Annotated in this window: 29 protein-coding genes; 16 read left to right on the plus strand and 13 right to left on the minus strand. The window is 58.5% G+C overall.

Going from position 1 to position 25,917, the window contains the following annotated elements:
• The first annotated feature begins 32 nt into the window (after nt 1-32).
• On the plus strand, nt 33-1,484 hold the full coding sequence (locus ACR3EQ_RS14850) for an aldehyde dehydrogenase family protein (protein ID WP_480491069.1): 1,452 nt from the start codon (nt 33-35) through the stop codon (nt 1,482-1,484).
• Between the two features lie 4 nt (nt 1,485-1,488).
• On the opposite strand, the gene pncB is transcribed toward ACR3EQ_RS14850, so the two are convergent.
• On the minus strand, nt 1,489-2,781 hold the full coding sequence (pncB, locus tag ACR3EQ_RS14855; protein ID WP_170612944.1) for a nicotinate phosphoribosyltransferase: 1,293 nt from the start codon (nt 2,779-2,781) through the stop codon (nt 1,489-1,491).
• Nucleotides 2,782-2,945: 164 nt separating this feature from the next.
• Here pncB and ACR3EQ_RS14860 point away from each other — a divergent pair, with 164 nt between their 5' ends.
• Nucleotides 2,946-3,503 carry a hypothetical protein gene (locus tag ACR3EQ_RS14860; protein WP_170612946.1) on the plus strand — a complete coding sequence of 186 codons (558 nt, stop codon included), beginning with the start codon at nt 2,946-2,948 and terminating at the stop codon, nt 3,501-3,503.
• Here ACR3EQ_RS14860 and pncA read toward each other — a convergent pair.
• A complete protein-coding gene (gene pncA / locus ACR3EQ_RS14865; RefSeq protein ID WP_170612948.1) occupies nt 3,500-4,093 on the minus strand; it encodes a bifunctional nicotinamidase/pyrazinamidase in 594 nt (197 codons plus the stop codon). The two genes, ACR3EQ_RS14860 and pncA, sit on opposite strands and share 4 nt — an antisense overlap.
• A gap of 96 nt (nt 4,094-4,189) precedes the next feature.
• Here pncA and trhO point away from each other — a divergent pair, with 96 nt between their 5' ends.
• Both trhO and ACR3EQ_RS14875 read left to right on the plus strand, forming a co-directional pair.
• Nucleotides 4,190-5,095 (plus strand): oxygen-dependent tRNA uridine(34) hydroxylase TrhO, encoded by a 906-nt coding sequence (gene trhO, locus ACR3EQ_RS14870; RefSeq protein WP_170612950.1) that lies wholly within the window; start codon nt 4,190-4,192, stop codon nt 5,093-5,095.
• A gap of 41 nt (nt 5,096-5,136) precedes the next feature.
• Nucleotides 5,137-5,679 (plus strand): ion channel, encoded by a 543-nt coding sequence (locus tag ACR3EQ_RS14875; RefSeq protein WP_480440990.1) that lies wholly within the window; start codon nt 5,137-5,139, stop codon nt 5,677-5,679.
• Nucleotides 5,680-5,704: 25 nt separating this feature from the next.
• On the opposite strand, the gene ACR3EQ_RS14880 is transcribed toward ACR3EQ_RS14875, so the two are convergent.
• From ACR3EQ_RS14880 to ACR3EQ_RS14905, 6 genes are all read right to left on the minus strand, one after another.
• Nucleotides 5,705-6,034, minus strand: a complete 330-nt coding sequence (locus ACR3EQ_RS14880) for a hypothetical protein (RefSeq protein ID WP_170612952.1) — start codon at nt 6,032-6,034, stop codon at nt 5,705-5,707.
• Nucleotides 6,035-6,530: 496 nt separating this feature from the next.
• Nucleotides 6,531-8,669, minus strand: coding sequence for a hypothetical protein (locus tag ACR3EQ_RS14885; protein ID WP_170612954.1), 2,139 nt, complete (start codon nt 8,667-8,669; stop codon nt 6,531-6,533).
• Nucleotides 8,666-9,535 (minus strand): flagellar motor stator protein MotA, encoded by an 870-nt coding sequence (gene motA / locus ACR3EQ_RS14890; protein ID WP_480491072.1) that lies wholly within the window; start codon nt 9,533-9,535, stop codon nt 8,666-8,668. Before motA ends, ACR3EQ_RS14885 begins: the two co-directional genes overlap by 4 nt.
• Nucleotides 9,536-9,581: 46 nt before the next feature.
• Nucleotides 9,582-10,094 (minus strand): MotE family protein, encoded by a 513-nt coding sequence (locus tag ACR3EQ_RS14895; RefSeq protein ID WP_480491793.1) that lies wholly within the window; start codon nt 10,092-10,094, stop codon nt 9,582-9,584.
• 68 nt (nt 10,095-10,162) lie between these two features.
• Nucleotides 10,163-10,681 (minus strand): hypothetical protein, encoded by a 519-nt coding sequence (locus tag ACR3EQ_RS14900; protein WP_480491073.1) that lies wholly within the window; start codon nt 10,679-10,681, stop codon nt 10,163-10,165.
• Nucleotides 10,682-10,690: 9 nt separating this feature from the next.
• Nucleotides 10,691-11,182: a flagellar basal body-associated FliL family protein gene (locus ACR3EQ_RS14905; RefSeq protein ID WP_170612962.1), complete on the minus strand. Its 492-nt coding sequence runs from the start codon at nt 11,180-11,182 to the stop codon at nt 10,691-10,693.
• 119 nt (nt 11,183-11,301) lie between these two features.
• On the opposite strand from ACR3EQ_RS14905, the gene fliF reads away from it, so the two are divergent.
• The 4 genes from fliF (at nt 11,302) to fliP (ending at nt 14,492) form a co-directional block, all read left to right on the plus strand.
• Complete coding sequence (fliF, locus tag ACR3EQ_RS14910) at nt 11,302-12,897, plus strand: flagellar basal-body MS-ring/collar protein FliF (protein ID WP_480491074.1); 1,596 nt, start codon at nt 11,302-11,304, stop codon at nt 12,895-12,897.
• A complete protein-coding gene (locus ACR3EQ_RS14915) occupies nt 12,897-13,355 on the plus strand; it encodes an ABC transporter ATP-binding protein (protein ID WP_480491075.1) in 459 nt (152 codons plus the stop codon). Before fliF ends, ACR3EQ_RS14915 begins: the two co-directional genes overlap by 1 nt.
• Before the next feature lie 130 nt (nt 13,356-13,485).
• Nucleotides 13,486-13,773, plus strand: a complete 288-nt coding sequence (locus tag ACR3EQ_RS14920) for a FliM/FliN family flagellar motor C-terminal domain-containing protein (protein WP_170612966.1) — start codon at nt 13,486-13,488, stop codon at nt 13,771-13,773.
• The gene (gene fliP, locus ACR3EQ_RS14925; protein ID WP_170612968.1) at nt 13,773-14,492 is read left to right on the plus strand and encodes a flagellar type III secretion system pore protein FliP; all 720 of its coding nucleotides are present in this window, start codon (nt 13,773-13,775) and stop codon (nt 14,490-14,492) included. The genes ACR3EQ_RS14920 and fliP overlap by 1 nt, the downstream gene beginning before the upstream one ends.
• 9 nt (nt 14,493-14,501) lie before the next feature.
• Here the strand turns inward: fliP and ACR3EQ_RS14930 are convergent, their stop codons facing one another.
• Complete coding sequence (locus ACR3EQ_RS14930) at nt 14,502-15,953, minus strand: ATP-binding protein (RefSeq protein ID WP_170816830.1); 1,452 nt, start codon at nt 15,951-15,953, stop codon at nt 14,502-14,504.
• Nucleotides 15,950-16,687, minus strand: coding sequence for a response regulator transcription factor (locus ACR3EQ_RS14935; protein ID WP_170612972.1), 738 nt, complete (start codon nt 16,685-16,687; stop codon nt 15,950-15,952). Before ACR3EQ_RS14935 ends, ACR3EQ_RS14930 begins: the two co-directional genes overlap by 4 nt.
• Nucleotides 16,688-16,905: 218 nt before the next feature.
• On the opposite strand from ACR3EQ_RS14935, the gene ACR3EQ_RS14940 reads away from it, so the two are divergent.
• From ACR3EQ_RS14940 to ACR3EQ_RS14955, 4 genes are read left to right on the plus strand one after another with little or no spacing between them, the layout of a single operon-like run.
• Nucleotides 16,906-18,150, plus strand: a complete 1,245-nt coding sequence (locus ACR3EQ_RS14940; RefSeq protein ID WP_170619080.1) for an ABC transporter substrate-binding protein — start codon at nt 16,906-16,908, stop codon at nt 18,148-18,150.
• A 57-nt stretch (nt 18,151-18,207) separates the two neighbouring features.
• A complete protein-coding gene (locus ACR3EQ_RS14945; protein WP_170612976.1) occupies nt 18,208-19,080 on the plus strand; it encodes a carbohydrate ABC transporter permease in 873 nt (290 codons plus the stop codon).
• Nucleotides 19,073-19,972 carry a carbohydrate ABC transporter permease gene (locus ACR3EQ_RS14950; protein ID WP_170612978.1) on the plus strand — a complete coding sequence of 300 codons (900 nt, stop codon included), beginning with the start codon at nt 19,073-19,075 and terminating at the stop codon, nt 19,970-19,972. The genes ACR3EQ_RS14945 and ACR3EQ_RS14950 overlap by 8 nt, the downstream gene beginning before the upstream one ends.
• A gap of 3 nt (nt 19,973-19,975) precedes the next feature.
• Complete coding sequence (locus ACR3EQ_RS14955; RefSeq protein ID WP_170612980.1) at nt 19,976-21,073, plus strand: sn-glycerol-3-phosphate ABC transporter ATP-binding protein UgpC; 1,098 nt, start codon at nt 19,976-19,978, stop codon at nt 21,071-21,073.
• Nucleotides 21,074-21,131: 58 nt separating this feature from the next.
• Here the strand turns inward: ACR3EQ_RS14955 and ACR3EQ_RS14960 are convergent, their stop codons facing one another.
• Both ACR3EQ_RS14960 and ACR3EQ_RS14965 read right to left on the minus strand, forming a co-directional pair.
• Complete coding sequence (locus tag ACR3EQ_RS14960; RefSeq protein WP_170612982.1) at nt 21,132-21,740, minus strand: MlaC/ttg2D family ABC transporter substrate-binding protein; 609 nt, start codon at nt 21,738-21,740, stop codon at nt 21,132-21,134.
• On the minus strand, nt 21,730-22,545 hold the full coding sequence (locus ACR3EQ_RS14965) for an MlaA family lipoprotein (protein ID WP_480441004.1): 816 nt from the start codon (nt 22,543-22,545) through the stop codon (nt 21,730-21,732). Before ACR3EQ_RS14965 ends, ACR3EQ_RS14960 begins: the two co-directional genes overlap by 11 nt.
• A gap of 294 nt (nt 22,546-22,839) precedes the next feature.
• Between ACR3EQ_RS14965 and ACR3EQ_RS14970 the strand changes: the two genes are divergently transcribed.
• From ACR3EQ_RS14970 to ACR3EQ_RS14985, 4 genes are read left to right on the plus strand one after another with little or no spacing between them, the layout of a single operon-like run.
• Nucleotides 22,840-23,295: a RidA family protein gene (locus ACR3EQ_RS14970; protein ID WP_170612984.1), complete on the plus strand. Its 456-nt coding sequence runs from the start codon at nt 22,840-22,842 to the stop codon at nt 23,293-23,295.
• On the plus strand, nt 23,292-24,059 hold the full coding sequence (locus ACR3EQ_RS14975) for a glycerophosphodiester phosphodiesterase family protein (RefSeq protein ID WP_480491079.1): 768 nt from the start codon (nt 23,292-23,294) through the stop codon (nt 24,057-24,059). Before ACR3EQ_RS14970 ends, ACR3EQ_RS14975 begins: the two co-directional genes overlap by 4 nt.
• Before the next feature lie 46 nt (nt 24,060-24,105).
• Complete coding sequence (locus ACR3EQ_RS14980) at nt 24,106-25,293, plus strand: GNAT family N-acetyltransferase (protein WP_170612988.1); 1,188 nt, start codon at nt 24,106-24,108, stop codon at nt 25,291-25,293.
• Nucleotides 25,290-25,583 (plus strand): 4a-hydroxytetrahydrobiopterin dehydratase, encoded by a 294-nt coding sequence (locus tag ACR3EQ_RS14985; RefSeq protein WP_170612990.1) that lies wholly within the window; start codon nt 25,290-25,292, stop codon nt 25,581-25,583. Before ACR3EQ_RS14980 ends, ACR3EQ_RS14985 begins: the two co-directional genes overlap by 4 nt.
• Here the strand turns inward: ACR3EQ_RS14985 and ACR3EQ_RS14990 are convergent.
• Nucleotides 25,580-25,891: a hypothetical protein gene (locus tag ACR3EQ_RS14990; RefSeq protein WP_170612992.1), complete on the minus strand. Its 312-nt coding sequence runs from the start codon at nt 25,889-25,891 to the stop codon at nt 25,580-25,582. The two genes, ACR3EQ_RS14985 and ACR3EQ_RS14990, sit on opposite strands and share 4 nt — an antisense overlap.
• Nucleotides 25,892-25,917: the final 26 nt, after the last annotated feature.

Consider the following 25,917-nt stretch of genomic DNA (forward strand, 5'->3'; position numbering starts at 1 on the left):
TGCCTTGTTAGAGCCTGAATTGGAGACATTGAATGACTGATCAGATCTGGTTTGACCCAACTCGGTGTCTGATAGCAGGAGAGTGGATATTACCGATCAGCGGCGGTACCTTGCCCCTGACCAATCCCTCGGACGGATCAGAAATCTGCCAGATTGCGCGCGGCACGAAGCAGGATATCGATGCTGCTGTTGGCGCGGCCCGGTCCGCTTCGAATGGAGCGTGGGGCCGAATGACGGCGCTGAACCGAGGACGTATTCTGACCCGCTTGGGGCAACTGGTTCTGGAAAAGGTCGAAGACCTTGCCACTCTCGAGGCGATGGATGTCGGCAAACCTCTGACCCAGGCTCGCGCAGATGCAGTTGCGTTGGCGCGCTATTGCGAGTTCTACGGTGGCGCAGCAGACAAGGTCATGGGCCAGACGATTCCATATCTGGACGGCTATACTGTCTACACGCTGCGCGAGCCGCACGGGGTTACCGGCCACATCGTGCCCTGGAACTACCCGATGCAGATCATCGGCCGGTCTGTTGGCGCTGCGTTGGCGATGGGCAATGCCTGTGTTCTGAAACCGGCAGAGGAGGCATGCCTGACCGCGCTGGCTTTTGCGCATCTGGCGCTTGAAGCCGGCTTGCCGCCCGGCGCGCTGAACGTCGTGCCCGGGCTTGGGGCCGAGGCCGGAGCGGCGCTGTCGGCACATCCGGATGTCGACCACATCTCATTTACCGGATCCGTTGCCACGGGCGCATTGGTGCAGCAGGCGGCGGGGCGCAACGTGGTGCCGGTGACGCTGGAACTGGGCGGAAAGTCCCCTCAACTGGTGTTTGACGATGCCGATCTGGATGCTGCGCTGCCGTTTCTTGTGAACGCAGGGATTCAGAATGCCGGCCAGACCTGCTCCGCCTCGTCTCGCATATTGGTGCAGCGCGGTATTTACGATCAGGTCCGGTCGCGTATGGCCGAAGCTTATGAACAGTTGTCTGTCGGACCGGCGATGCAGGATTTGCGGGTTGGCCCGTTGATTTCGGACCGGCAAAAGCAGATCGTGACCGGGTTTCTTGAAAAAGGTTCCGATCTGAACATCGCGGCACAGGGGCGGATCGCTGAGGGTGCGCCGGAAAGTGGCGCTTATGTTCGTCCGACCCTGTTCTCGGACGTGCCGCCGGATCACGTCCTGGCCCGGGACGAGATATTTGGCCCGGTACAGGTTCTGATCCCTTTCGATACCGAGAAACAGGCTCTAAATATAGCCAACAGCACCGATTACGGTCTGGTTGCCAGCATCTGGACCCGCGACGGGGCGCGGCAGATGCGGCTGGCGAAACAACTGCGTTCGGGACAGGTGTTCATCAACAATTACGGTGCAGGTGGCGGGGTCGAATTGCCCTTTGGCGGGGTGGGGAAATCCGGTCACGGACGCGAAAAAGGGTTCGAGGCGCTGTACGGGTTCTCGCAACTTAAAACAGTGGCGGCTTTCCACGGGTGATGATCTAGACGATCACTTCGATCGCCTTTTGCGCGCCAACTCCGAACACGCGCTTGTAGCGTTCGATCTGATCCGCCGGACCCATAGCCTTTTCGGGATTGTCCGATAGCTTCACTGTCAGGCGGCCATTGGCAGAGACTGCCTTGCACACCAGCGAAAACGGCGCCAGCGCATCATTTGGCACGAGACCTCGGAAATCATTGGTCAACAGGGTCCCCCAACCGAAGGACACGTTGACCCGTTCCGCAAACTGGCCGTGCAATTCCTGAATTTTTGCAACATCCAGCCCGTCCGAAAAAATGATACGTTTCTGGCGCGGATCCTCGCCGCGGGATTTCCACCAGTCGATGGCAATCTCGGCTCCGGCGGCCGGATCGCCGCTGTCGATACGAATGCCGGTCCATCCGGCCAGCCAGTCGGGCGCGCTGTCCAGAAACCCCTTGGTGCCATAGGTATCAGGCAGGATAATCCGCAGATTGCCGTCATGTTCCTCGTGCCAGTCGCTCAGGACGTCATAAGGCGCCTGGGCCAGGTCCGCGTCGCTATCGGCCAGTGCGGAATAAACCATGGGCAGTTCATGGGCATTGGTGCCGATGGCCTCGACCTCGCGTCGCATCGCGATCAGGCAGTTCGACGTTCCGGTGAACGAACTGCCCAGCCCTTCGATCATCGCTTGAACGCACCAGTCCTGCCACAGGAAGGAATGACGCCGGCGGGTTCCGAAGTCGGCGATCCCCAAGCCGCCAATACCGCGCAGTTGTTCGATCTTTTCCCAGACCCGTGTCATCGCTCGGGCATATAGTACCTGCAGTTCGAACCGGCGCATGTCATTCAGAACCGCGCGCGACCGCAGTTCCATCAACACCGCCAGCGCCGGGATTTCCCACAGCATGACCTCGTGCCATTTGCCCTCAAAGGTCAGCTCGTACTGATCGCCTTTGCGTTCCAGGTGATAGGGCGGCAGGCGCAAGTTTTCGAACCATTCCATGAAATCCGACCGGAACATCTGCCGCTTTCCGTAGAAAGTATTGCCGCGCAGCCACGTGCTTTCACCGCGGCTGAGGCTGAGCGAGCGGATATGATCCAGTTGCTCGCGCAGTTCGCCTTCATCGATGAGTTTCGCCAGCGGAATGTGATTCGACCGGTTGATCAGCGAAAAAACGACGTCCGTTTGGGGCTTATTTCGAAACACTGACTGGCACATCAGAAGTTTGTAGAAGTCCGTGTCGATCAAAGACCTGACAATCGGGTCGATCTTCCATTTGTGATTGTACACGCGTGTCGCAATATCGACCATGTGGAACTCCTGCGATTTCCATTGTTAGATCAATCGGAACGATGAATGGCAAGAGTCGCCCAATTGGTGACAATGACAAGGTTCAGTCACATTGCGGGCAAATTGTGTGTGCTTTTCACGGGTTAGTGAAAAGAGGGGATGGACATGTGAGTTGAGTTTAGTGAATGGGTCTCGAGTACGACTTTGATATTGTAACGATTGCACAGGACGAAGTGGAGCCAGCTCAGGCGGACACAGAAGCTTCGCAAAATGGGAAGACGCGGGCTCGAGCCTTGTTCCGCGACTTTCAGACGGCAGAAGCCCTGCGCGACACGTCACCGAATATCCGCAAGATGTTTGTGGATGCCGGGTTCGATTTTGAAACCCGGAACAGCAGTTTGCCCAATGGTATCTATCGGGCAGAAGACGAGGATTTGCGAAACCTCGTCATCCAGCGCCTTTTTGCCAATATCAAGGCCACGGGCCTGGCGGGTGAGTATTGTGGTGAATTTGATTTGTGGGCGTTTCTGAACGGCATCAAAACCGCCCGCCCACAAGGGAAACGCCGCCGAAAACCACCAATACAGTTGCTGCCCTACATTCAGCCTGAACCGGAAAGCGCACCGCAACCGGTGCCGCCCAAACGGCGGACGCTGCCCTGGCGCATTGGAATCGCGCTGGGTCTGGCTGTACTGTTGATTATCCTGCTCAGATTTCTGGCAGCAGCCGGCGCGACGCCTTAAATCAGGGTGACGCCGGCCTTGTGCATGGCGTTTTCCGCCGCCTTCAAGGATCCGTCCAGATCAATGGCGCGACAGGCCGCCATCCTGACAGTCACGTCAAATCCCAGACGCGCCGCGTCAAGTGCTGAAAACTGAACACAAAAATCAGTGGCCAACCCGACAAGCGTCAGTTTGGTGATTCCACGGGTGTTCAGATACCCCTCCAGGCCGGTGGGTGTTTTCTGGTCGTTCTCAAAAAAGGCCGAATAGCTGTCGACGGCAGGGCGAAATCCTTTGCGAATGATCAAATCTGCATCGGTTCTGAGCTCCGCATGAAACGCGCTGCCCTGGCTGCCCTGAATGCAATGATCCGGCCACAGAACCTGGGGACCATAAGGCATTTCGATCGATTCAAATGGGTTACGGCCGGGATGCGAACTTGCAAATGATGAATGCCCATCCGGGTGCCAGTCCTGGGTCAGAATGACCGCGTCGAAGTCGTCCATCATGTCGCTTATTGGGGCGACTACTTCGTCGCCGCCGGGAACAGCCAGCGCGCCGCCGGGGCAGAAATCGTTCTGAACATCGATCACGATCAGGGCATGAGTCATGCGGACCTCCTTCCGTCGATCTATCGGTAGGCGGGCAGATGGGGGGCGTCAATCCGTTCTCTTGCGACTCTGCGCGGGTGGTATTAGATCGCGCGCATGTACACAATCGCCGCTCTCTATCACTTTACCCGATTCACCGATCATGCCGCACTGCGTGAGCCATTGCTGGAACTGTGTCAGGCGCAGTCCGTCAAAGGAATCCTGCTGCTGGCGCAAGAAGGGATCAATGGCACAATTGCAGGCCCGCGATCCGGGATCGATGCTGTTCTGGCCCATATCCGCGCCCTTCCGGGTTGCGCCGATCTGGAATGGAAAGAGGCTTCGTCGGATCACCCGCCCTTTGGCCGGATGAAAGTGCGCCTGAAGAAAGAGATCGTGACAATGGGGCAGCCGGATGTCGATCCGCAGGCGCGCGTCGGTCACTATGTCGAACCTGAAGACTGGAACGACCTGATCCGCTCGGATGACGTTGTGCTGATCGATACGCGAAACGATTATGAGGTGGCGATCGGCACTTTTGAGGGCGCAATAGACCCTAAAACAGCCAGTTTTCGCGATTTTCCGGATTGGTGGGAGGCAAACAAGGACCGTTTCCACAACAAACGTGTCGCCATGTTCTGCACTGGTGGTATCCGATGCGAAAAATCCACCAACTACCTGCTGGGGCAGGGGGTCGACGATGTCTATCACCTGAAAGGTGGGATTCTGCGGTATCTCGAAGAGGTTCCGGCCGAAGACAGCACCTGGCGGGGGGAATGTTTTGTGTTCGACAACCGGGTCTCAGTCGGGCACGGGTTGGTCGAAGGGCCGCATAACCTGTGTCATGGCTGCCGGCGCCCGATTCTGCCGGATGACACGAAGCGGCCAGAATACGAGCATGGCGTTTCATGCCATCATTGCATCAATGAGACCTCGGAGGCGGACAAGATGCGCTTTCGCGAACGGCAGAAACAGATTGCACTGGCCCGCGCCCGTGGGGACGCGCATTTGGGCGCAAACTGATCGCCACGCGTTAAGGGTTGTCGATTTCCGCCGGAATGCGGATGATCGCGCATACGCAACTGTCCGGAACACCCATGTCGACCGAACCAAGAACGCTGGAAGAATGGAAATCGACTTTGGCCGCCGCCTTTGGGCTGGTTCTGGTCAGCTTTCTGGCCTGGTACGCTCTTTCCAGTCTCAACGAGGCCACGGCAGGGAATACGATTGGCACGATTGCTTCGGGCGCGCTGGTGCTGTGGCTGATCTCGCAGACCTGGTACTACATGACTCAGGTCACGTCTCCCCGTCGTCAGCTGTTGTTGATGGGAATATCGTTCATACAGGTGGTGCCGTTTCTGTTCGCTGCGGCTTACGGCGCGTTCGGCTATTATGACCTGTGTGTTGTCGGCGCAAAAGGTCCGGCCGATGTTCTGTACTTTTCATATGTGACTTTCACGACCGTTGGGTTTGGAGATCTGAAGCCCGCCGGTCTGTGCCGCGGCCTGGCAGTGGCCGAAGCGATCACCGGCTACATTCTGCTGGGCCTGTTCGTGGCCGCGGCAGTTGGGCTGTATGGGCGCGAACACAACAGGCATCCGCACTGACCCCTGAATACCCTCGCAAAAGAGTCTATTTGTTGCTGTCGATCCACTGCGACATGCGTTGCTTGTCGCGAAAGCACTCGGAAGGAATAGGCCGGCGTTTGCTGCGTGAAATACGTTCGGCAAAGGCCACCTGCTTGCCAGTCGGGTAATTTGCGAAGGGTGAAGGATCGTTAGGTTTGTGTGCCGAAATCCAGTCCGACATTGATTTTCGGTCTCGCTGCGCCTCAACTGGAATTTCCAGAGCAGACTTTTCCGCAATGGCACGGGCATAGCGCATCTGCCGGTCCGTCACCGGCAGCATGTGATAGTCGTTGCTGGGCGCATCAAACCAGCTTTGGCGGGCAGCGTTGGTCATAGCTCGAAAACCTCCGTTCCACATGAGAACAAATATAGAACATTTTAGGAACTTTTCAAGATTTCCGCTGACCGGCTTCTGATTGAGCCGATATTTGTCCAGCCTGTCCCCTCGCCATGCGAGCAATTTGGCGCGCTTTTTTGCGTCCAATGGAAATGAAGGAACGATTCGGTGTGAATTCAACCCATGTTCGGTCACGTCGCCGATAGTGGCAGGTTGAACGGCGACAATGCGCGCAAATTGTATTGTGCCCGGATCGGCCTGCTTTTGATCAGTCTGCTAAATGAAATTTGATCGAAGCTTACTGCTTCTCGAAACCTTAGACTCTGTACATCAAGATCAATCGACCGAGAAAGTGCTGCCAAAAGGTAAGGAGAGATTAAGCCCGGTAAGACCAAAGTTACCTTTCCCACAGCATAACAGTGCTGTTTGTGATCGAACAGCCGATGCGCCTATTCCCTTGATCTACTCATGCAATCGTGGGCAGTGGCTTTCGTTAAGGATCAAGCGCGGCAAGCAACTCGGCAATCTTTTGGCGCGTATCTTCACTATCTTTCAAAAGATATGCCGCATCTGCCAGCGGTTTGGCCGGGTTTCGTGCTGGTTGATTTGCCAAAGCCCGCGTCGTTGCGGCAATCTTTGCGAACTGCCCGTTTTGATCTGCTGTTTGATCTGTCAGATTGGCCAGCCAGAAATACCTATCGGCTTCATTCAGCGTCCCAAGCTTCTTCGATAGTTCACCGGCTTTTTCGAAATCTCCGACAATACGGGCCACCTCAATCCGAAGAAGGTCGGCTTGAACGCTATCATCGTCGGCAAGCTCGAGCATGGCTTGATGAGGACGCCCGCCCAGCAAGGCCGCGCGAGCCCTCAGTCTTGCACGCTCCGACCGTTTGATACTGTCTTGCGGACGGCTGGCGAAGAAATGGGCCTTTGAAGCAAACCCGAGCATCGCCAGCCGATCGGAAAGTGCGATGGCAGTTTCGGTGCTCAGATCCGACACGAAGTCATCCGCCAAGCCTAGGGTTCGGCGCAGGAATGTCACGTCATCCGAGCGTTCCGCCACCATCAACATAACCTGGTTCAGCGTTCCCGCCCTGCCTTCACTCGCAGGCAGGCTTTCGGCAAGATCCACCGCCGCATCGAACTGGTCACTCAGGCTCAGCGCCACTGCATGGGCTTGCAACATCATTGACCCAATTTCCGATCTCCGGAACTCCAGCACATATGCTGCCGCCAGATCGACTTCCTGAGCCGAGACCGCACCCCTTTCCCCCCAGCGTTTTTCTATCAGTTGCGCCAGCGCCAGCGGGGCTTCCAGCACGGCATCCGGTGACGAGATGACTTCGTTCAGTAAAGCCTCTGTTTGCGGGTCATCCCCTTCAGCACTGGCAACCGCAGCTTTCGCGCGACTGACCTCAGGCCGGCTTTCGGGCTCAACTCTGTCGATTGTCCGCAGGATCCGCCGCGCCGCCTCAAGTTTCTGGCCTTCCACCAGGATATTCGCCAATGACGGGCCGAAGTGGCGCTGCAGATGGTCCGGCAGGCGCGGGAAAGCTTGTTCAATGGCCTCCAGATCAGCATCGGACCGTAGTGTCTGTTCACTTAACACCGACCACAACGCCGCGTCACTGGTGCACCTTTGAAGGCTTTCGAACGGGTTCGGTTCAGCGACTGTCTGATCGTCAATGATCCGGGCAATGGCCGCGATCCGGTCCCTATCGGAAGATTGCGAAGTGGTCAGATCCAGCACCTGTAAAGCCTCGATTCCGAAACCGTGGAAAGCGTATAGTCTTGCCAGTTTCATGACAGTTTCCGAATCCACACGATCAAACTCTTCAAAGAGTCCGACTCGTAGATCGGCTATCTGTTCGGAAAAGGAACGCCCATCTGACCAGCTATCAAACCCGATTTCCGCGCGCGTCAGACAGGCCGGGCGCGATGGCACCGGTTGAATGTCCGGCACCGGAAAGCCCGGCAAGTCCTCCAGCACTGACGAAACCCGGAAGTTCGGCTCCAGGTCCGGCAAATCTTCCAAATCGTGGACCTCAGGCACCCGGCGCGGTCCCTGGCCGGCAAGGTTCAGGTCAAGGACGTCGCGATCCGCGCCTTGCACGAACCGCGTAGAAAGCCGTTCTTCTATTCTTTGCAATCCCTGTTCAAGAAGCGGCAGTGCAAATGGCTTTGGCGCCCGGTCAGACGCGGATTGTTCTTGCTCGAAACCCTGCGAGATGTCTGGCACGGACACCAACAATGGGCCAAGTGGTGGCAGGACATCCACTGGGGCAATATCGATGACGATCATCGTGCCCTGATACAGAAAGGCAGACGCGGCACAGTCACACCCGAATTCCATGTCCAATTCGGCACCAGACCGAGCCTGAGAAAGCGTGCTCAAACGGGCGCTTGAGAGTCGGGCAAAGACAGACCCTGTTTCGAACCTGACATCGTCAATGGCCACCTTCAGACGCGCACCGTTCTTTTTCTGGGTCAAAGCCCACTCGGTTCCATGAGGAACCTGCGCGACAAGCCGCGTGTGCCCGTCATGTTCGCCGGATCGAACCGTGACGGATTGTGCCGCGGCACAATTGGCGACCACGAACAGAGAAATAGCGAGAAGAGCACCCCGGATCATGCCGCCGCCTGTTTGAGTTCCTTCAGCGCATCCTCCAGTTCGGCAAAGCCGGGGCGGTTGTGCGTTGGCGTGTTTTGTCGTCCGACTTCAATACACATTGCAGCGTTGTGGTTGTGCAGGTTGGCAACCAGAACCTCTTTGATCAGTTGGTAGAAATGGTTGTCCTCCTCGACCACGGCTTTCAGTTTCCCCGCGAACGGTCCGACTAGGCCATAGGCAAGAAAGACACCCAGAAACGTGCCGACCAGGGCGCCGCCGATCAGCTTTCCCAGAACTTCGGGTGGCTGGTCGATCGATCCCATCGTCTTGATCACACCCAGAACCGCCGCGACAATTCCCAGCGCTGGCAGCCCGTCGGCCACGGTCTGCAACGCGTGGCTGGAATGCATGGCGTGGTGGAAATTGGCCTCCATCCGTTTTTCCAGCACTTCTTCCACCTGATGCGGATCGTCATAATTCATGGCCGCTGATCGCATCGTGTCACAGATAAGATCCACCGCTTCCTGGTCTGCCTGAATTTTCGGATATGCAGAAAACAGAGTAGAGTTTTCGGGTTCTTCGATATGCTGCTCAACCTCGACCGGGTTGGCTTTGGCCATGCGGATCAGGGAAAACAAAAGGCACAGCAGGTCGCGGTAATCCTGCGGTTTCCATTTGGGTCCCTTGAATACCTTTCCCATGTCTTTGGCGGTATGCTTGACCGCGCTCATGTCGTTGCTGATCAGAAATGCCCCAACAGCGGCTCCGCCGATCATCATCATTTCAAAAGGCGATGATTTCATAATGATAGCCATCTTGCCGCCAGCCGCGAGATAGCCGCCGAAAACCATGACGAAAATGACGATGATTCCTACAAGTCCGATCATCTGCGTTCTCCGGCAAAATGTGTTGCGGGTGTGACCAATAGTTTCATCATTCTTCGGGGGCCGATGCGTTGCGGCCTGCCATCACGACGCTCACCGTGTAGGCGACCTCGGGCGGGAGCCCGGAAAGAATGCCGGCCGCAGCATCGGAAGGCATTCGGGCCAGAAAACCTGCAGAGAACACCGGGTTCATAGTTTCGAATAATGCGGCGGCGTCTTTCGGCTTCATGCTTTGGTACATGTCCGTAAGCTTGCTCAGATCGCTTTCGGCGGCCGTGTCGGCGATGGCCAAAGTGGCTCGCAGGTCCTGTTCCGCCTGCTGCAGGGCAATCAGGCGGGATTCGATGGCCTGATCTGCTATTTCCAAGGCCTTTTCCCTATTCAGAAGGGTGTTTTCACGTTGTACCAGCTGTTCTTCCCGGCGAAGCAGTTCGGTCAGCAGAACCTGAACATCCGGTGCCTTTTGAGAAGCAGGTTGCAGCAGTGGCTGAGACGGGTCGGCAGCCTTTGCAAGGGCGGGGCCGGCTTCCAGACCCAATCGGATCACAGCGGACCCGACCATCAGCAAGGAAATCACAGTCAATACTCCGCCACGAGACCGACCCCGCCTGCTTGGCGTTTTTCGTTATTTCATGGCGTAGCCTCGCCTGATTTGCGGGCATGCCTGAAAAACATCAGACCTTCCGGCTGTCCCTTAGGCTGAGGTGCGACCTCGAAATCCTCGTGTTTCTCCGTATCCGGTTGCTTTGTGGGACCCTGTGGCGCCGGGGTCTCCGAATCCACCGCCGGTTCAATCGCGGAGTTTTCTGTCTCGGCTTCACCGGGCTCGGGGTCTTCCGGACCTGGGCCAACGTTGTCCTCGTCCGGGACAATGTCGTGCATTGAAGCCATCATCAGCTCGAGCCGCCCGGCTACGGACTCGGCACGCTGGGTCAGGTCTTTTAAAGCAACTCCGGACTGATCGGAGGCAGACCGGGCCGACTCAAGCGATCTTTTTAGCGCGTCCGCCTGCGAGGACAGAACCGCCACGGCACCACCGACACCCTGCTCCAGATCAGTGAATTTCCGGAGCCGCCGCGACAGTACAAAACAATACAGACCGGCGCCAAGCGCGCCTGCAACAAGCAAAATATCCGCAATCAGCTCCAATTTCGCCTCCTAATTCAGTACAAATTCCATCACCAGAACATCGCGGACGCGCCCTTTGCCCACGACAATTTCGATACGCCGCAGCAGGTGTCCACGAATGCGGATCAAAGCCAGCGAATCCTCCAAGTCTTCGACTTCGATCGCGCGGAGATAACCATTGAGAACGTCCATGACGCGGGGCTTCATCTTTTCGACATCACCGATGTAGGGTGCATTCACTTCAAGCTGGGCATGAAACCTCAGATGACGCGAATCGCCGACATCCACCGAAATGATCGCGGGTGGCAGGTCGACAAAGCCAATCTCGGGCACTGCTTCGGCAGAGATTTCAGCCGTTTCTTCATCGGATTCGGTACCGTTGCCAGCCAGCGGCAACAGGCCGGACGTTGCCAGAAAATAACCGCCGGCCGCACCCAGAACGGCCAAAACCGCCCCGACGATTAGGCCCGTTTTCCTCGGTTTTACCGGGGCTTCGCTTTCTTCAGCCGTTGCGTCAGCCATGGCGTCCTCATCCATCCGTTCGGCCACCGTCATAACCCCGCAGGGACTAACCGATTGTTAAGGGCAATCGTCCAAACAGAGGTTGCGCCGGGCAGAATGTCGGCGAGTCGGAGGTGAGAGTGCAGCAGATCAGAACTGTCTGGGCAAATTTGGACAGGCGTAGGCAAATTGTCGTCGCCGGTGCGGTGGTGCTGGTTTTTCTTGGGGTTCTTGCCATGTCCCGGCTGGTGACGGCACCGTCGATGACGTTGCTATATGCCGGGCTCGAAAGCGGGGCCGCTGGCGATATTGTCCGGGCCCTGGATCAGCGCGGGGTTGCATACGAAATTCGCGGCGGTTCGATTTATGTCCCCGGAACGCAGCGGGATGAACTGCGCATGACGCTCGCCAGCGAGGGGTTGCCTGCAAACGGCAACCGCGGGTACGAACTGCTCGACTCGCTTAGCGGGTTCGGCACCACGTCGCAGATGTTCGATGCCGCCTACTGGCGTGCCAAGGAAGGTGAGCTTGCCCGGACCATCGTCGGCAGTGCCTATGTCAGTCAGGCCCGTGTTCATATCGCAAACAGTTCTTCCAACCCGTTCAAGCGCAGCGCCGCGCCAACAGCATCGGTGTATCTGGTGCCTTCGGGTGGTCAGATTACGGCAGATCAGGCCCGTGCCATTCGCTTTCTGGTGTCGTCGGCAGTCAGTGGCCTGACCCCGGAAAACGTGGCGGTTATCGATTCAAACGGAGCGGTGATCGGCGCGCAGGAAAGTCGGGCCGCGGCAGACACGGCTGATGACAAGGCCCGAACCCTGCGCGAGCGGGTTTTGCGCCTGGTCGAGGCCCGCGTTGGTGCGGGAAACGCAGTGGTCGAAGTCAGTGTCGATACGGTGACAAGAACTGAATCGATCCGCGAACGCCGCATCGATCCCGAAACGCGCGTGGCGATTAGCACGGATGTAGAAGAACGTACGGACAGTGCAGGCAACCAGTCCTCGGATGTGACCGTCGCGTCGAACCTTCCGGATGGCGACGCGGCGGGCGGTGACGAATCTAACTCCACTGCGACCCAGACCCGGGAACGGGTGAATTACGAAGTGTCCGAGACCGAACTGGAAGTGCACAACGCCCCTGGGGCGGTCAAAAGACTGACAGTGGCAGTTCTCGTTAACGGTTTCAGGGAAGTGACGGATGAAGGGACGGAAAACTTTGTGCCACTGCCGCAGACCGAGCTGGACGCGCTTCGCGAGCTGGTCGCGTCTGCCGTTGGTTTCGACGCTGCGCGGGGCGACGTGATTACACTCAAATCGATGGATATGCCTTTGATAGAGCCTAAAGGAGTGCTGGTTTCCGGTTCCTTCTGGCCGAAACTCCATCTGGACGCCATGTCTCTGATTCAGATGGCGGTGCTGGCGATTGTCTCTCTGATCCTGGGGTTGTTTGTAATCCGCCCGATTCTGACAAAGCCGGTTGCGGCCACCGCGCTTTTGCCTGCGGACCGTAGGCCCGAGTCTGAGGACGCTCCGTTTCTTGTTGGTGAAATCGCGACGGCGGATGGGGTAGAGTTTGCGCAAATACCCAGTCAGGCGAAGCAGGCAGAGGTTCCCGCGCTGGGGTCGCCTGCCGGCGCTGACCCGGTTGACCGCTTGCGCGCAATGATCGGTGAAAAGCAGGAAGAAACAGTCGAAATTCTGCGCAGCTGGCTTGAAGAAGGTGAGGAGGCTGTGTGATGTCCATCGCCCATCTCCTTGAAGACTTCTCGGCACAGGCCAGTGGTGTTCAGGTTCATCTGCTGGACGAGGAGGCGCTGGAAGAGCATCGCCTTGCCGCATTTGAACACGGCTACAAGGCGGGTTGGGAGGATGCCCTGACCGCACAGGAACAAAGCCTTGATCGGACGTCCGCTGCGCTGGCCGCCTCGCTTGAAGACATGTCCTTCACCTATCACGAGGCGCTGAACCGGATGTCGCTGTCGCTTGAGCCGATGTTCGAGGGGCTCGTCCGTCTTGTTCTGCCGGAAACGCTGGAGCGGGGCTTTGGGACCCGTCTGGCGGAGCAGTTGTGCGAATTGGCTGGCGAGCAGATCGGTCAGCCCATGCAAATACTGGTTCCTGTGGGGCAGGGGAATGGTGTCGGCGCTCTTGTGCCGCCGGGTCTGAGCCCACCCCCAAAAGTGATCGAGGATTGATCGTTGGAACCGGGGACGGCGCGGCTGCAGGTTGGCATGTCGCAGCAGGAGGTGGATTGCAACGCCTTGCTGGCGTCGATTTCCAGCGCATTCGACGCTTATCTGTTCGAGGCAAGAAAGGCACTGTCAAATGAGCGAAAATCAGACCCTAAATAAGGGCAAATTAAATCCGTTTGAAACCGTCCCGATCGAAGTGACGGTCTCGGTCGGTCGGGCGCGGCCATTGATCCGCGACCTGCTGGCGTTGGGCGAAAACGCGGTACTGACCCTGGACAAGCGTATCGAGGATCCCGTTGACCTGTATGTTGGCGACCAGCTGGTTGCGCGGGGGCTTCTGGAAGAATTGGAGGGCGATCAGGCCGGTCAACTGGCCGTGCGCCTGACCGAGATATCGGATCTTCAGCGCGGGATCGGCTGATGCGTCCGCTGGTCTGGCTTGCCTTGGCGCTGGCGCTGCTGACCCCGTCTTTGGCGGCGGCTCAGGATGTGACCTTGTCGCTGGGCGAGGGTGGATCGATCTCGGCGCGCACAGTGCAGCTGATCCTGTTGATCACCGTGCTGAGTCTGGCGCCCGGACTGGCCATCATGATCACGTGCTTTCCGTTTCTGGTTACGGTTCTGGCCATATTGCGGCAGGGCATCGGCCTGCAGCAGTCACCGCCGAACATGTTGATTGTCAGCTTGGCCCTGTTCCTGACCTATTTCATCATGGAGCCGGTTTTCACCGAGGCCTGGGAAAACGGAATACGCCCAATGGTTGAAAAGACAATGGAAGTGGAACGTGCGCTGGTTCCATTTCGCGCCTTCATGGCCGCACGACTCGACCCGGACACGTTTCACGCCATGGCGGCCCTGCGTCCGGGCGGCGACACGATTGCGCTGTCGCCGGACGCGCCGGCATCTGTTCTGATGCCGTCTTTCATGCTGTCGGAAATTGCGCGGGCCTTTCAGATCGGATTTCTGATTTTCCTGCCGTTTCTGATCATTGATCTTGTGGTCGCAGCGGTTCTCATGTCGATGGGCATGATGATGGTTCCCCCGGCTACCGTGTCACTGCCGTTTAAACTGGCCTTTTTTGTCATCGCTGACGGGTGGTCCCTGATCGCAAGCGCGTTGGTGCGCAGTTACACGATCTGACAATGACCACTATTGCCGTGTGATGTGCAGACGGGCACGCAATCCCTGTTCTCCGGCCTCGAAGCTAAGTGTCCCACCATGCTGTTCGGCGATGGTTGCGGCGATCGTCAGGCCCAGGCCATAGCCGTCAGAGGATCCGATATTCGACCCGCGTCGGAACGGTGCCATCAGTGCCTCGATATCCGCAGCGTTCAGGTCGGCGCCTTTGTCCTCGACTGTGATGGTGGCCGTCTGGGCATCTGTCGCAAGCCCGACCTCGGCCTGCCGCCCGTATTTCAGAGCATTGTCGATCAAATTGGTCAATGCGCGTTTCAGCGAAATTGGCCGCCCGATAACCAGAATGCGCCGGGTTTCAGGCATCGAGCCGTGGCCGCGGCGCGACATGAAAACTGAACGCCCGCCTTCGACCAGAACAGGGGCGGCCTGTTTCAGGGTGACGGGCCGGTCCATGTCCTGGTAATCGGCCACCACGGCTTCAACCAGCGCCGTCAGCGAGATCTGACGTGGCTCCTCGACACTGAGTTCGGACCGTGTCAAAGTCAGGACGCTTTCGATCATTCCGGTCATCTGGTCCACGTCAGCCTCGAGTTTCTCGCGCAGGTCTCGGTCGGGGATCAGGGCGGCGCGCAACCGAACGCGCGTAGCCGGTGTGCCCAGATCGTGACTGACGCCAGACAAGACAATGGCGCGCTTTTCCAGCTGCGCCCGTTCCGCATCAAGATGGTCGTTCACGGCCTCGACGATTTCGCGCAGTTCGCCTGGGCCCTCGGTATCGTAGCTGTCCGGCCCGCCGCGCCGCTTTCGGTCGCGCAGTGCGTGTGAGAACCGGGTAAATGTGTCGCTGACATTCCCGACCGCGGTAAGAAGGATCGCCAACGCAACAACGGCCACCAGAATTGCGGGCAGCCGGAGATCAGCTGGTGCGGCACCGCAGCCCCAGACGTCGGTTCCGTCCACCATCTGCCACGCACTGCGCCCAAAGCGGGCGATCAGAACCGGTTCGCTGCAATAGGTCGCCAGCAGCCGGGTCAGGCTGCCCATCTTTTCCGGCCCAGTCTGATCACTGCCCGAGAGAATGTCCGAAACGGGGTAAACCAGGCGGTCCGACATGACGGCCAGGGTCAGTTCGCGCCCGCTCAGCGGGGCGGAACTGTCGGTGAAGATCGACAGGTTGGTGACAAAACTGCGGTCCGACATGCCGGGCAGTTGTTCGAACCGGCCGACTTCGGCAAGGGCGGCGCTTGGCACGGGCAATCGGGTTATCGTGATGCCGGAGGGCGGGGTTTTGCCGACACGCAGGTCCTCATAGACCGCGAAGCCCGCAACTTGCGCCCGCGTCAGGAAACCCTCCCACGCCTGCGCAGACGCAAACCACAGTCCGGCTGAAACCAAACCGGCGGAAAACGCGGCGATTGTCCAGATCCAGCCCAGGCTGCGCAGACGCAACGCAGGCCTGTTCATGCGTCCTCTTCCACCGAAACGTCCGCGGCAAAGACATATCCCAGCCCCCGTTCGGTTCGCAGCATTTGCGGCTCTTTGGGATTGGCCTCGATCTTCGAACGCAGACGTCCCACCAGCATATCGATGGCGCGGCCCTGTGCCTCGCTCTTGTCGCCATCACCGGTGACGTCCAACGCTGCGGCGATCTCGACCCGGGTCAGCGGGATATGCGGATTGGCCAGCAACACCTTGAGCAAAGCGCTTTCGCGCTGAGAAAGGGGCACCAGATAGCCCTCGGGCGAAAAAACCTCGTCCCGTTTTCCGTCATATACCCAGCCGGCAAAGCGAAAGGTCCGGGTGCGGCGGCGATAGGCCAGAGACGGCGTGCGCCGAGTCCGCTGCATCACGGCCCGCACCCGCGCCAGCAGCAGATGCGGGTTGAAAGGCTTGGCGATATAGTCGTCCGCGCCCACCTCGTACCCGGCCATGCGCTGATGATCGGCAGACAAGGCGGACACGAATATGATCGGGACATCCTGTTCGCGCCGCAATCGGGCGCAGATGTCCACGCCGTTCTCATCCCCCAGCATGACATCCAGCAGAATAAGGTCGATGCGCCCCGAGGACATATGCGTGCGGATCTCCATGTCCGAACTGGCGGGAAGTGCGATGAACCCGTTTTGTTGCAGAAACTGGGTCATCATCAACCGCATTTCGGGGTCGTCATCCACCACCAACAAGCGCGAAATGGTCACGCTTCTCCTCCCTGTCACGGTTTCAGTCCGGCTCGCCAATTGTAACGAACGGCAACAGATTCAAGTCCAACGTAACAGGCTGTAACAAATGGTGGGAAAAATTCCACTGTTGCCGGGATTTACCCCGGAAAATCATTGCCAGACGGCCATCCGCTATCCGTAGTATCGCGCATCGCCGCCGATCCGGTGGCTAAAAAAGTATCTGGGAGGATCCCTTTATGAAACGTTTTGCATTGTCCGCAGTTTCGACTCTGGCTGTGGTCGCAGGCACCTCGGTTACGGCCGAGCCGCAGGCCGAAGTTCTGCACTGGTGGACATCCGGCGGCGAGGCCAAATCGGTCGCCGTTCTGCAGGAAGAATTTGCCTCGAATGGCGGTACCTGGACTGACATGCCCGTTGCCGGCGGCGGTGGTGATGCGGCAATGACCGCGCTGCGGGCCCGTGTTCTGGCTGGTAACGCGCCGACTGCGGTTCAGTTGAAAGGCCCGGCCATTCAGGAATGGTACGAAGAAGGCGTTCTGGCTGACATCTCGAACGTGGCCGAGGCCGAAGGCTGGGCGGATGTCCTGCCCGCGTCGATCGCCGGTCACATGATGTGCGAAGGCACGTGGTGCGCCGCTCCGGTAAACGTCCACCGCATCGACTGGATCTGGGCGAACGCCGATGTGCTGGCTGCAAACGGCATCGAAATGCCCACCTCGTGGGAAGAGTTCAACGCCGCAGCCGAGAAACTGCTGGCCGCCGGTGTGATCCCTCTGGCCCATGGTGGGCAGGCGTGGCAGGACGCGACCGTGTTCGAAGCGGTTGCTTTGGGTCTGGGTGGACCCGAGTTCTACCAGAAGGCTTTTGTTGATCTGGACCCTGAAACGCTGACCTCGGACACCATGGTTCAGGTCTTTGACCAGATGCGCACCCTGCGCGGGTTCGTGGATGAAAACTTCTCGGGCCGTGACTGGAACCTGGCCACCGCCATGGTGATGAATGGCGAAGCGGCGTTCCAGATCATGGGTGACTGGGCCAAGGGCGAATTCCTGGCGGCTGGCAAGAAGCCCGGCGAGGACTTCCTGTGCGCCTCGACCCCCGGCGACGGCTACCTGTACAACGTCGACAGCTTTGCCATGTTTGACGTGGAAGGTGACGACAAGCGCGCCGGCCAGGAACTGCTGGCCAAGCTGATCGTTGCGCCGAACTTCCAGGAAGTGTTCAACCTGAACAAAGGCTCGATCCCGGCCCGTACGGATGTTGCACTGGATGCGTTCGACATCTGCGCGCAAATTTCGGCCGAAGACATGGGCTCGACCTCGGCAGGCGGTTCGCTTCTGCCTTCTTACGCGCATGGTATGGCTCTGCGCGGTGCGCAGGCTGGTGCGATCACCGACGTTGTGACCGCGCATTTCAACTCGGATATGTCCTCGGCTGACGCGGTTCAGCAACTGGCGGACGCGGTGGCAAACAGCTACTGATCCAATACGCTCTGCCCCCTATACTGAGGGGCAGAGCATCTTTCCCCGGAGGAAAAAATGTCCGAATGGCTGGAAAACCACCTGCCCAAGGTGGTGCTGGCACCGTCGTTCATCGCCGTATTGATCTTTGTCTACGGCTTTATCGGATGGACCGCATGGGTGTCGCTGACCCGATCGAAGCTTCTGCCGAAATACGAGATCAAGGGCTTCATTCAATACGAACGCCTGTTCGACTCGCCCCGTTGGGATACGGCGATCAACAACCTTTATATCTTTGGCGCGCTGTTCATCGTAATCGCGATGATGCTGGGCCTGTTGCTGGCTATTCTGCTGGATCAGAAGATCCGCGTCGAAGGGGCCATTCGCACGATCTACCTGTACCCCATGGCGCTGTCGATGATTGTGACCGGTACCGCGTGGAAGTGGATCCTCAACCCGGGCCTGGGTATCGAGGCGATGGTGCAGGGCTGGGGCTTTCCGAACTTCGAATTCGACTGGCTGGTGAACCCGGATTACGCCATCTACACCATCGTCATTGCTGCGATCTGGCAGAGCTCGGGCTTTGTCATGGCGCTGTTCCTGGCCGGTTTGCGTTCGGTGGATGGTGAGATCATCAAGGCCGCGCAGGTCGATGGTATCCCCACATGGCGCATCTATACGGCAATCATTATCCCCTCGATGGCCCCGATCTTCCTGTCTGCCTTCATCGTGCTGGCGCACCTTGCGATCAAGAGCTTTGACCTTGTCATCGCCCTGACGGGTGGCGGTCCGGGCTACGCGACCGATCTGCCCGCAACCTACATGTACGCCATGGCGTTTTCGCGTGGCGATATCGGTCAGGCGGCTTCGTCGGCAATGATCATGATGCTGGTCGTCTTTGCCATCGTGGTTCCCTATCTTTACTCAGAGCTGAGGGCGAAAAATGACTGATCTGTCGATGCCCCAAACCCAAACCCGCACCCAAAGTGCCACCGGCAAGATTGCCCTGCGTTGGCTGCTTTATGTCCTGCTGGGCCTGTTCGCGCTGTATTACTTGATGCCGCTGTTCGTGATGTTGACCACATCGTTGAAAAGCCTCGAAGAAATCCGCACAGGCAGCCTGATCTCTCTGCCGCGCGAGGTCAGCTTTGAGGCCTGGAAAACCGCGTGGTCCGGTGCCTGCACCGGTATCCAGTGCGAGGGCCTGCGGCCCTATTTCTGGAACTCGGTCCTGATCGCGGTGCCTGCCGTGGCCATCTCGACACTGCTGGGTGCGCTGAATGGCTATGTCGTGGCACAATGGCGGTTCAAGGGCGCGAACATCATCTTCTCGCTGATGCTGTTTGGCTGCTTCATCCCGTTCCAGGTTGTCCTGCTGCCGATGGCGCGCCTGTTGGGCATGATGGGCATTGCCGGGACCATTCCGGGCCTGATCTTCGTTCATGTGATCTACGGGCTGGGCTTCACCACGCTGTTCTTCCGCAACTACTATGTCACCATTCCGGCCGAACTGACCAAAGCGGCCCGAGTCGATGGGGCCGGGTTCCTGCGGATTTTCTGGTCGATCTTCCTGCCGCTGTCGCTGCCCATCATCGTGGTGACCGTAATCTGGCAGTTCACGCAGATCTGGAACGACTTCCTGTTCGGCGTGTCGTTCAGCCAGGCGGGCACGCAGCCCGTGACCGTGGCGCTCAACAACATCGTAAACTCCACCACCGGCGTCAAAGAGTACAACGTCGACATGGCCGCCGCGATCATCGCGGGGCTGCCGACGCTGCTCGTCTATGTCGTTGCCGGTAAGTATTTCATCCGCGGCCTGACCGCCGGTTCCGTGAAGGGATAACCCATGGCTCCCATCCTCGATATCAACAACCTGTATAAGAATTACGGTGCGACCGAGATTCTGAAGGACATCAACATCTCGATCGAACCGGGCGATTTCCTGGTGCTGGTCGGCCCCTCGGGCTGCGGCAAGTCCACCCTGTTGAACTGCATTGCAGGTCTGGAGCCGATCTCGGGCGGCACCCTTTCCATCGGTGGCAACGACATGACCCATGTCAGCCCCAAGGATCGCGACATCGCGATGGTGTTCCAATCATACGCTCTGTATCCGACCATGACTGTCGCCAAAAACATCACCTTTGGTATGAAGGTGCGAGGCGTCGACCAGGCCACGCAGGACGCGAAACTGAAAGATGTCGCGTCACTGCTGCAAATCGAGCAGTTGCTGAACCGTCGTCCCAGCCAGTTGTCTGGTGGCCAACGTCAGCGTGTGGCGATGGGGCGGGCGCTGGTGCGCGATCCCAAGCTGTTTCTCTTTGATGAACCCCTGTCCAACCTTGACGCCAAGCTGCGGGTCGAGATGCGGACCGAGATCAAGAAGTTGCACCAGACGCTGGATGCCTCAATCGTCTATGTGACCCATGATCAGATCGAGGCGATGACGCTGGCCACCAAGATCGTCGTTCTGAAAGGCGGCATCGTGCAGCAGATCGGCAGCCCGGCCGAGATCTACAACAATCCGGCCAACCTGTTTGTCGCTGACTTCATGGGCTCGCCCGCGATGAACCTGATCCCGGCCAAAGCATCGAACACTGGGTCAGGCACCCAGATCGCTATCTCGCGCGGAGCGGGCGAGACGCTGGTGTTGAACGATGCCCGCGACTTGTCCCTGCCAAAGGATGTGATCCTTGGCCTGCGCCCCGAGGATATCGCCGAAGCAGGCTTTCGTGCAGGAGCGGGCGTACAGGAGGCTGCGTGCATGGTCGATATGGTCGAACCTGCAGGCGCGGACACTTATGTGGTCTCGGAACTGGGCGGCAAACAGGTCACGGCGCGCCTGCATGCGGAAACCAGCGCACAGGCTGGTCAGATGCTGAACCTGGCCTTCGACATGAGCAAAGTGTCTTATTTCGCCGAAGAGACCGGCGAACGCCTCAACTGAAATGAAAAAGCGCCGCGCGAGTGTTTCGCGCGGCGCTTTTTTGATCTCTCGAATGGGATCAGCTGAGCCGGTTCATGTCTTTGATCAGCCTGTTCAGGTCGCCGCCACGCGCATCCAGCATCGCTCCGACTTCGGTCCGTTCGGTCAGCAGCATGTTCACCCCTTCGATGAACATATTGAAGAACCGGTCACGCCCGGATTTGTCCGAGACCAGAAAGGTTACATCGAACGGCGCGGATCCCTTTAGCTTGACCGAGGTTCTGACCTCGTAGCCAGCCTTGATTTTCCGCGCGTCGCGAACAGTTACTTCGCCACCAATGAATTCGCGGAACCGGCGTCCGTATTTGGTGGAAATGTAGCCCTGAAACGCCTTGGTGAACTGTTTCAGCTGCGTCGGGCTGGCCGCGCGGCCATCGGCGCCCAGCACATAACGCGCCATGATCGGCACATCGGCATATTGCACGAAGATCTTTTCAAAATCGCGCAACATGGCATTTTCGGATTTGCCCGAGGCGATCACGCGATTGATGTCGTCAACAACGCTGACAACCAAAGCCTTGGCACTGGCTTCGGTCTGGGCAAGCGCGGGCAGGGGGACTAGGGCAAGCGCAAGGCCTGCCAATCCGGTGGCAACAAAATCGCGTCTGTTCAGAGGGTTATTCGGCATAGGGGTCCTCGTAAGGGTCTAGATAGGGGTCCCTGACAGGGTCGGTTCCGGTTTCGGCATAGGGGTCAGTATAAAGACCCAGATAGGCGTCCTCATCGTCTCTGGCCAGTTCAAAGCGGCGATTTTGCAGGTAGATCGTGCGCGCCTGGGCATAGCTGTCGGCGCTTTCATACAGGATCGAGTCGACCGTGTCTGCAAACCGTCCCCGGTCGCCCATCCGGCGCACAACTTCGGCATAGACGCCGATGTTGTCCACCGGGCGGACCGGGCTGAAATTGATCGGGTTCGAGAACAGGTTGACGATCACACCGACCGAGTCCCGCGCGGTCGACGGACCATAGAAGGGCAGTTCGACATAGGCGCCTTCACCGACCCCCCAGACATGCAGGGTTTCACCGAAATCCGTGTCAACTGGCGGCAGGTTCAATTCGCTTGCCGGGTCGGACAGGCCCACACCGCCCACGGTCGTATTGATCAGAAACCGCAGCAGCGCATTGCCGGACTGTTTGATATTGCCCTGCAAAAGATAGTCCAGGGCCTGACCGGGCATGGTCAGGTTCTCGGCGAAATGGTTGAAGCTTGTGACCATCGGGTCGGGCACGATCTTCACGTAGCCTTTCGAGGCGGGACGAAACAGAAACCGGTCAACGCCAAGGTTGAATTTGTGGATGCCCCGGTTGGCGTTTTCATACGGATCAAAGATTTCTCCGCGTGCGGCTTGGTCCTGCGGCTGGGATGCGCAGGCGCTCAGGACAGCAAACACAGACAGCAGGATCAGAGATTTCAGGCTGAACTTACTCGACACGGTCTTCGTTACTCCAATACATCCGTTGCGGGTACACCGGATACTTAATCAATGTGGCCTTTTTCAGCGCTTCAAGGCCCAATTCGCCGTCACATATGTGTTTCGCAATCACTTTGAAACACATAGCGTTTAACCCGCCGAAAGGAAGTAGGTAAAGTGACTCAAGTTCAACAGTTCAGAATAAGAAAAGTTTCGCCAAGGCCGTTCAGCGATGAAAAATGACGGTTTCCAGCTTTCCCAACCGCGTGTTCGCGGTTAGCGTCCGCCCGAGTCAAACAAGGTGAGGATCATCACATGAGCATTGCAGCGAAACTGGAAAGCCTGGGCGTCGCCCTTCCGGACGCACCCGCACCGGCCGCGAACTACGTGCCCTTCGTACGTGTTGGCAACATCGTCTATGTCTCGGGTCAGATTTCCAAGGCCGACGATCTGATTACCGGCAAACTGGGTGACGACATGGATGTCGAGGCAGGCGCAGCCGCAGCCAGGGTGTGCGCCATTAACCTGCTGGCCCAAGTCAAGGCGGCTTGTGGTGGCGATATCGAGAAACTCGTGCGCGTTATCAAGCTGACCGGCTTTGTGAACTCGACCGCTGATTTCACGGCCCAGCCGCAGGTCATCAACGGCGCGTCCGATTTTCTGGTCGAGGCGCTGGGCGAAGCCGGCCGCCACTCGCGCTCGGCTGTCAGTGCGGCATCCCTGCCGCTGGGTGTTGCGGTCGAGATCGAAGGCATTTTCGAAGTCCAATGACGCCATCTCTGCCAGCAGAGTTCCTGCGAGCCCCGATTGCGCATCGGGCGTTGCACGACATTGCGGATCACCGCCCGGAAAACAGCCGGGCGGCCATTTGCGCGGCCGTCAAGGCCGGGTACGGGGTCGAGGTTGATCTGCAACTGACGGCCGATGACCGGGCCATGGTATTTCACGACTATGACATGACCCGGCTGACCGGTCAGCCTGGCCCGATACGTCAGACCACCTGCGCGCAGGCACAGGCCACGTCTCTGCTGCATGGCGATGACGGTATTCCCACGCTGGACGAAGTGCTGGAGCTGATTGGGGGCAAGGTGCCACTGCTGATCGAGCTCAAGGATCAGGACGGTGCCATGGGCACTGATATCGGGTCGTTGGAACACGACACCGTGCGGGCACTGCGCGGGTATGAAGGCCCCGTGGCGCTGATGTCCTTCAACCCCAACAGCGTTGCGGAACTGGCGCGGCTTGCCCCGCATCTGCCACGTGGTCTGGTCACGTGTTCCTACGATCCAAAGGTGGAGCTTCTGCCGCAAAAGGTTTGCGACCACTTGCGCGAAATCCCGGATTTCGACCGGGTCGGCGCTGGTTTCATAAGTCACGAGGCGGAGGACCTTTCCCGTCCCCGCGTGGCTGAACTCAAGGCGCGTGGCGTGCCGATCCTGTGCTGGACCGTTCGCTCGCCTGGGCAGGAGGCCGAGGCGCGCAAGGTTGCCGACAACGTAACCTTCGAGGGGTATCTGGCGGCACATCCGGGTTGATCCCGCCCCGGGCCGTCACAGATAAAGAACAGACGCGGGAGGGGATATGGATCAGGCGCAGATTGAGGTTCGGGTTCTTGGGTCGCTCTCGCAGATACCTGCGGTCGAGTGGGACAGTTGCGCTTGTCCCGAGACTGATGATGGTGGGCGTCCGCTGGACCCGTTCACCACGCACCGGTTCCTGCTGGCGCTCGAAGAAAGCGGCTCGGTCGGGCGCGGTACCGGTTGGCAGCCGCAATATCTGACGGCTTATCTGGACGGGATGCTGATTGCTGCCGCCCCGATGTATGCCAAATCGCACAGCCAGGGCGAGTATATCTTCGACCATAGCTGGGCCCATGCCTATGAGAATGCCGGCGGGCGCTACTATCCGAAGCTGCAAATCGCAGTACCTTTTACCCCGGCAACCGGGCGCCGTTTTCTGGTGCGGCCCGGCTATGAAGGTGTCGGCACGTCGGCGCTGGTTCAGGGCGCGGTGCAACTGGCAGCCGACAACCGGGTCTCGTCAATTCACATCACTTTTTGTACCGATGATGAGGCGCGTGCAGGTGAGCAGATGGGACTGATGCACCGAACCTCGCAGCAGTTTCACTGGCTCAATGACAACTACACCGATTTCGATGCGTTTTTGAGGGCGCTGTCGTCCCGCAAGCGCAAGAACATCCGCAAGGAACGGGCACAGGCAAACGGCTTCGGCGGAGACATTCGCACACTGACAGGCGCGGATCTGCATCCCGACCACTGGGACGCTTTCTGGCGCTTTTACCAGGATACCGGATCGCGCAAGTGGGGGGCGCCCTATCTGACGCGCCAGTTCTTTGATATTGCACAGGAAACCATGGCAGATGACATGGCGTTGGTGTTGGCTGAACGCGATGGGTATCCGGTTGCCGGGGCGCTGAACTTCATCGGGCGTGAAACGCTGTTCGGACGCTATTGGGGCTGTGTCGAGCATCACCCCTGTCTGCATTTCGAGTTGTGCTATTATAGAGCGATCGACTTCGCCATCGCTCATGGCCTCAAACGGGTCGAGGCGGGCGCGCAGGGCGAGCACAAGCTGGCCCGCGGCTATCTGCCCACGCGTACGCACAGTCTGCACTGGATCGGCGATCCGGGATTTGCGGACGCTGTGCAGAATTATCTGGACGCCGAAGCCCGCGCGGTGGGAGAAGAGATTGAGATTCTGACGGACTATGGCCCGTTCAGAAAATCGAACCCGGAGGAACAGCAATGACCGAACTATTGTCGACCGAGACACGCGGCCCGCTACTGGATCCGTTGTTCAGGAACGGCTGGACGATGGTCGATGACCGGGATGCAATCACAAAAACCTTTATCTTCGAGGATTTTGTCCACGCTTTTGGCTGGATGACGCAGGTGGCGATCTTTGCGGAAAAGTGGAACCACCACCCCGAATGGTCGAATATCTACCGCACGGTCGAAGTGGTCCTGTCCACCCATGACGTAGGCGGCCTTTCCGCGCTGGATGCCAAGCTGGCGCGCAAGATGGACAGTCTGCTCTAGCCCCGGTCGCTACCCGAGCCCACACCGCCCGCCAATGATGCGGCTACGCCCATCTGTTCGAATTCAGCCGGAGTAACCGTGCCATCGCTGACATTGATGCCGCCTGGAATCCGGGTTGTCTTGTTGCCGATCGACCGGACGCTGCGCGCCGCCGGGTTAATATCGAGACAACGTGTCTGATAACAGGTCAGACCATTGGTGTTGATCTGGATACGCGCCTGCCCGTCGGGGCCTGTCACTACCGGGGCCTGCGGGACGTTACAGGCCGCCATCACGCTCAGAACACCAAGGCCAATCCATTTGTTCATCAAAGGCTCCTGTCCCATCAGATCAG

Source organism: Ruegeria sp. AN11, assembly GCF_056536005.1.

Excerpts from the sequence above, each read along its gene's own strand:
- ACR3EQ_RS14960 (WP_170612982.1), bottom strand. The coding sequence starts at position 21,740 with ATGCCGAATAACCCTCTGAACAGACGCGATTTTGTTGCCACCGGATTG.
- pncB (WP_170612944.1), bottom strand. The coding sequence starts at position 2,781 with ATGGTCGATATTGCGACACGCGTGTACAATCACAAATGGAAGATCGAC.
- pncA (WP_170612948.1), bottom strand. The coding sequence starts at position 4,093 with ATGACTCATGCCCTGATCGTGATCGATGTTCAGAACGATTTCTGCCCC.
- motA (WP_480491072.1), bottom strand. The coding sequence starts at position 9,535 with ATGATCGGACTTGTAGGAATCATCGTCATTTTCGTCATGGTTTTCGGC.
- ACR3EQ_RS14970 (WP_170612984.1), top strand. The coding sequence starts at position 22,840 with ATGAGCATTGCAGCGAAACTGGAAAGCCTGGGCGTCGCCCTTCCGGAC.
- trhO (WP_170612950.1), top strand. The coding sequence starts at position 4,190 with ATGTACACAATCGCCGCTCTCTATCACTTTACCCGATTCACCGATCAT.
- ACR3EQ_RS14880 (WP_170612952.1), bottom strand. The coding sequence starts at position 6,034 with ATGACCAACGCTGCCCGCCAAAGCTGGTTTGATGCGCCCAGCAACGAC.
- ACR3EQ_RS14990 (WP_170612992.1), bottom strand. The coding sequence starts at position 25,891 with ATGAACAAATGGATTGGCCTTGGTGTTCTGAGCGTGATGGCGGCCTGT.
- ACR3EQ_RS14985 (WP_170612990.1), top strand. The coding sequence starts at position 25,290 with ATGACCGAACTATTGTCGACCGAGACACGCGGCCCGCTACTGGATCCG.
- ACR3EQ_RS14950 (WP_170612978.1), top strand. The coding sequence starts at position 19,073 with ATGACTGATCTGTCGATGCCCCAAACCCAAACCCGCACCCAAAGTGCC.
- ACR3EQ_RS14850 (WP_480491069.1), top strand. The coding sequence starts at position 33 with ATGACTGATCAGATCTGGTTTGACCCAACTCGGTGTCTGATAGCAGGA.
- ACR3EQ_RS14905 (WP_170612962.1), bottom strand. The coding sequence starts at position 11,182 with ATGGCTGACGCAACGGCTGAAGAAAGCGAAGCCCCGGTAAAACCGAGG.
- ACR3EQ_RS14875 (WP_480440990.1), top strand. The coding sequence starts at position 5,137 with ATGATCGCGCATACGCAACTGTCCGGAACACCCATGTCGACCGAACCA.
- ACR3EQ_RS14885 (WP_170612954.1), bottom strand. The coding sequence starts at position 8,669 with ATGATCCGGGGTGCTCTTCTCGCTATTTCTCTGTTCGTGGTCGCCAAT.
- ACR3EQ_RS14945 (WP_170612976.1), top strand. The coding sequence starts at position 18,208 with ATGTCCGAATGGCTGGAAAACCACCTGCCCAAGGTGGTGCTGGCACCG.
- ACR3EQ_RS14955 (WP_170612980.1), top strand. The coding sequence starts at position 19,976 with ATGGCTCCCATCCTCGATATCAACAACCTGTATAAGAATTACGGTGCG.
- ACR3EQ_RS14930 (WP_170816830.1), bottom strand. The coding sequence starts at position 15,953 with ATGAACAGGCCTGCGTTGCGTCTGCGCAGCCTGGGCTGGATCTGGACA.
- ACR3EQ_RS14920 (WP_170612966.1), top strand. The coding sequence starts at position 13,486 with ATGAGCGAAAATCAGACCCTAAATAAGGGCAAATTAAATCCGTTTGAA.
- ACR3EQ_RS14915 (WP_480491075.1), top strand. The coding sequence starts at position 12,897 with ATGTCCATCGCCCATCTCCTTGAAGACTTCTCGGCACAGGCCAGTGGT.
- ACR3EQ_RS14940 (WP_170619080.1), top strand. The coding sequence starts at position 16,906 with ATGAAACGTTTTGCATTGTCCGCAGTTTCGACTCTGGCTGTGGTCGCA.
- ACR3EQ_RS14895 (WP_480491793.1), bottom strand. The coding sequence starts at position 10,094 with ATGGTCGGGTCCGCTGTGATCCGATTGGGTCTGGAAGCCGGCCCCGCC.
- fliP (WP_170612968.1), top strand. The coding sequence starts at position 13,773 with ATGCGTCCGCTGGTCTGGCTTGCCTTGGCGCTGGCGCTGCTGACCCCG.
- ACR3EQ_RS14975 (WP_480491079.1), top strand. The coding sequence starts at position 23,292 with ATGACGCCATCTCTGCCAGCAGAGTTCCTGCGAGCCCCGATTGCGCAT.
- ACR3EQ_RS14860 (WP_170612946.1), top strand. The coding sequence starts at position 2,946 with ATGGGTCTCGAGTACGACTTTGATATTGTAACGATTGCACAGGACGAA.
- ACR3EQ_RS14980 (WP_170612988.1), top strand. The coding sequence starts at position 24,106 with ATGGATCAGGCGCAGATTGAGGTTCGGGTTCTTGGGTCGCTCTCGCAG.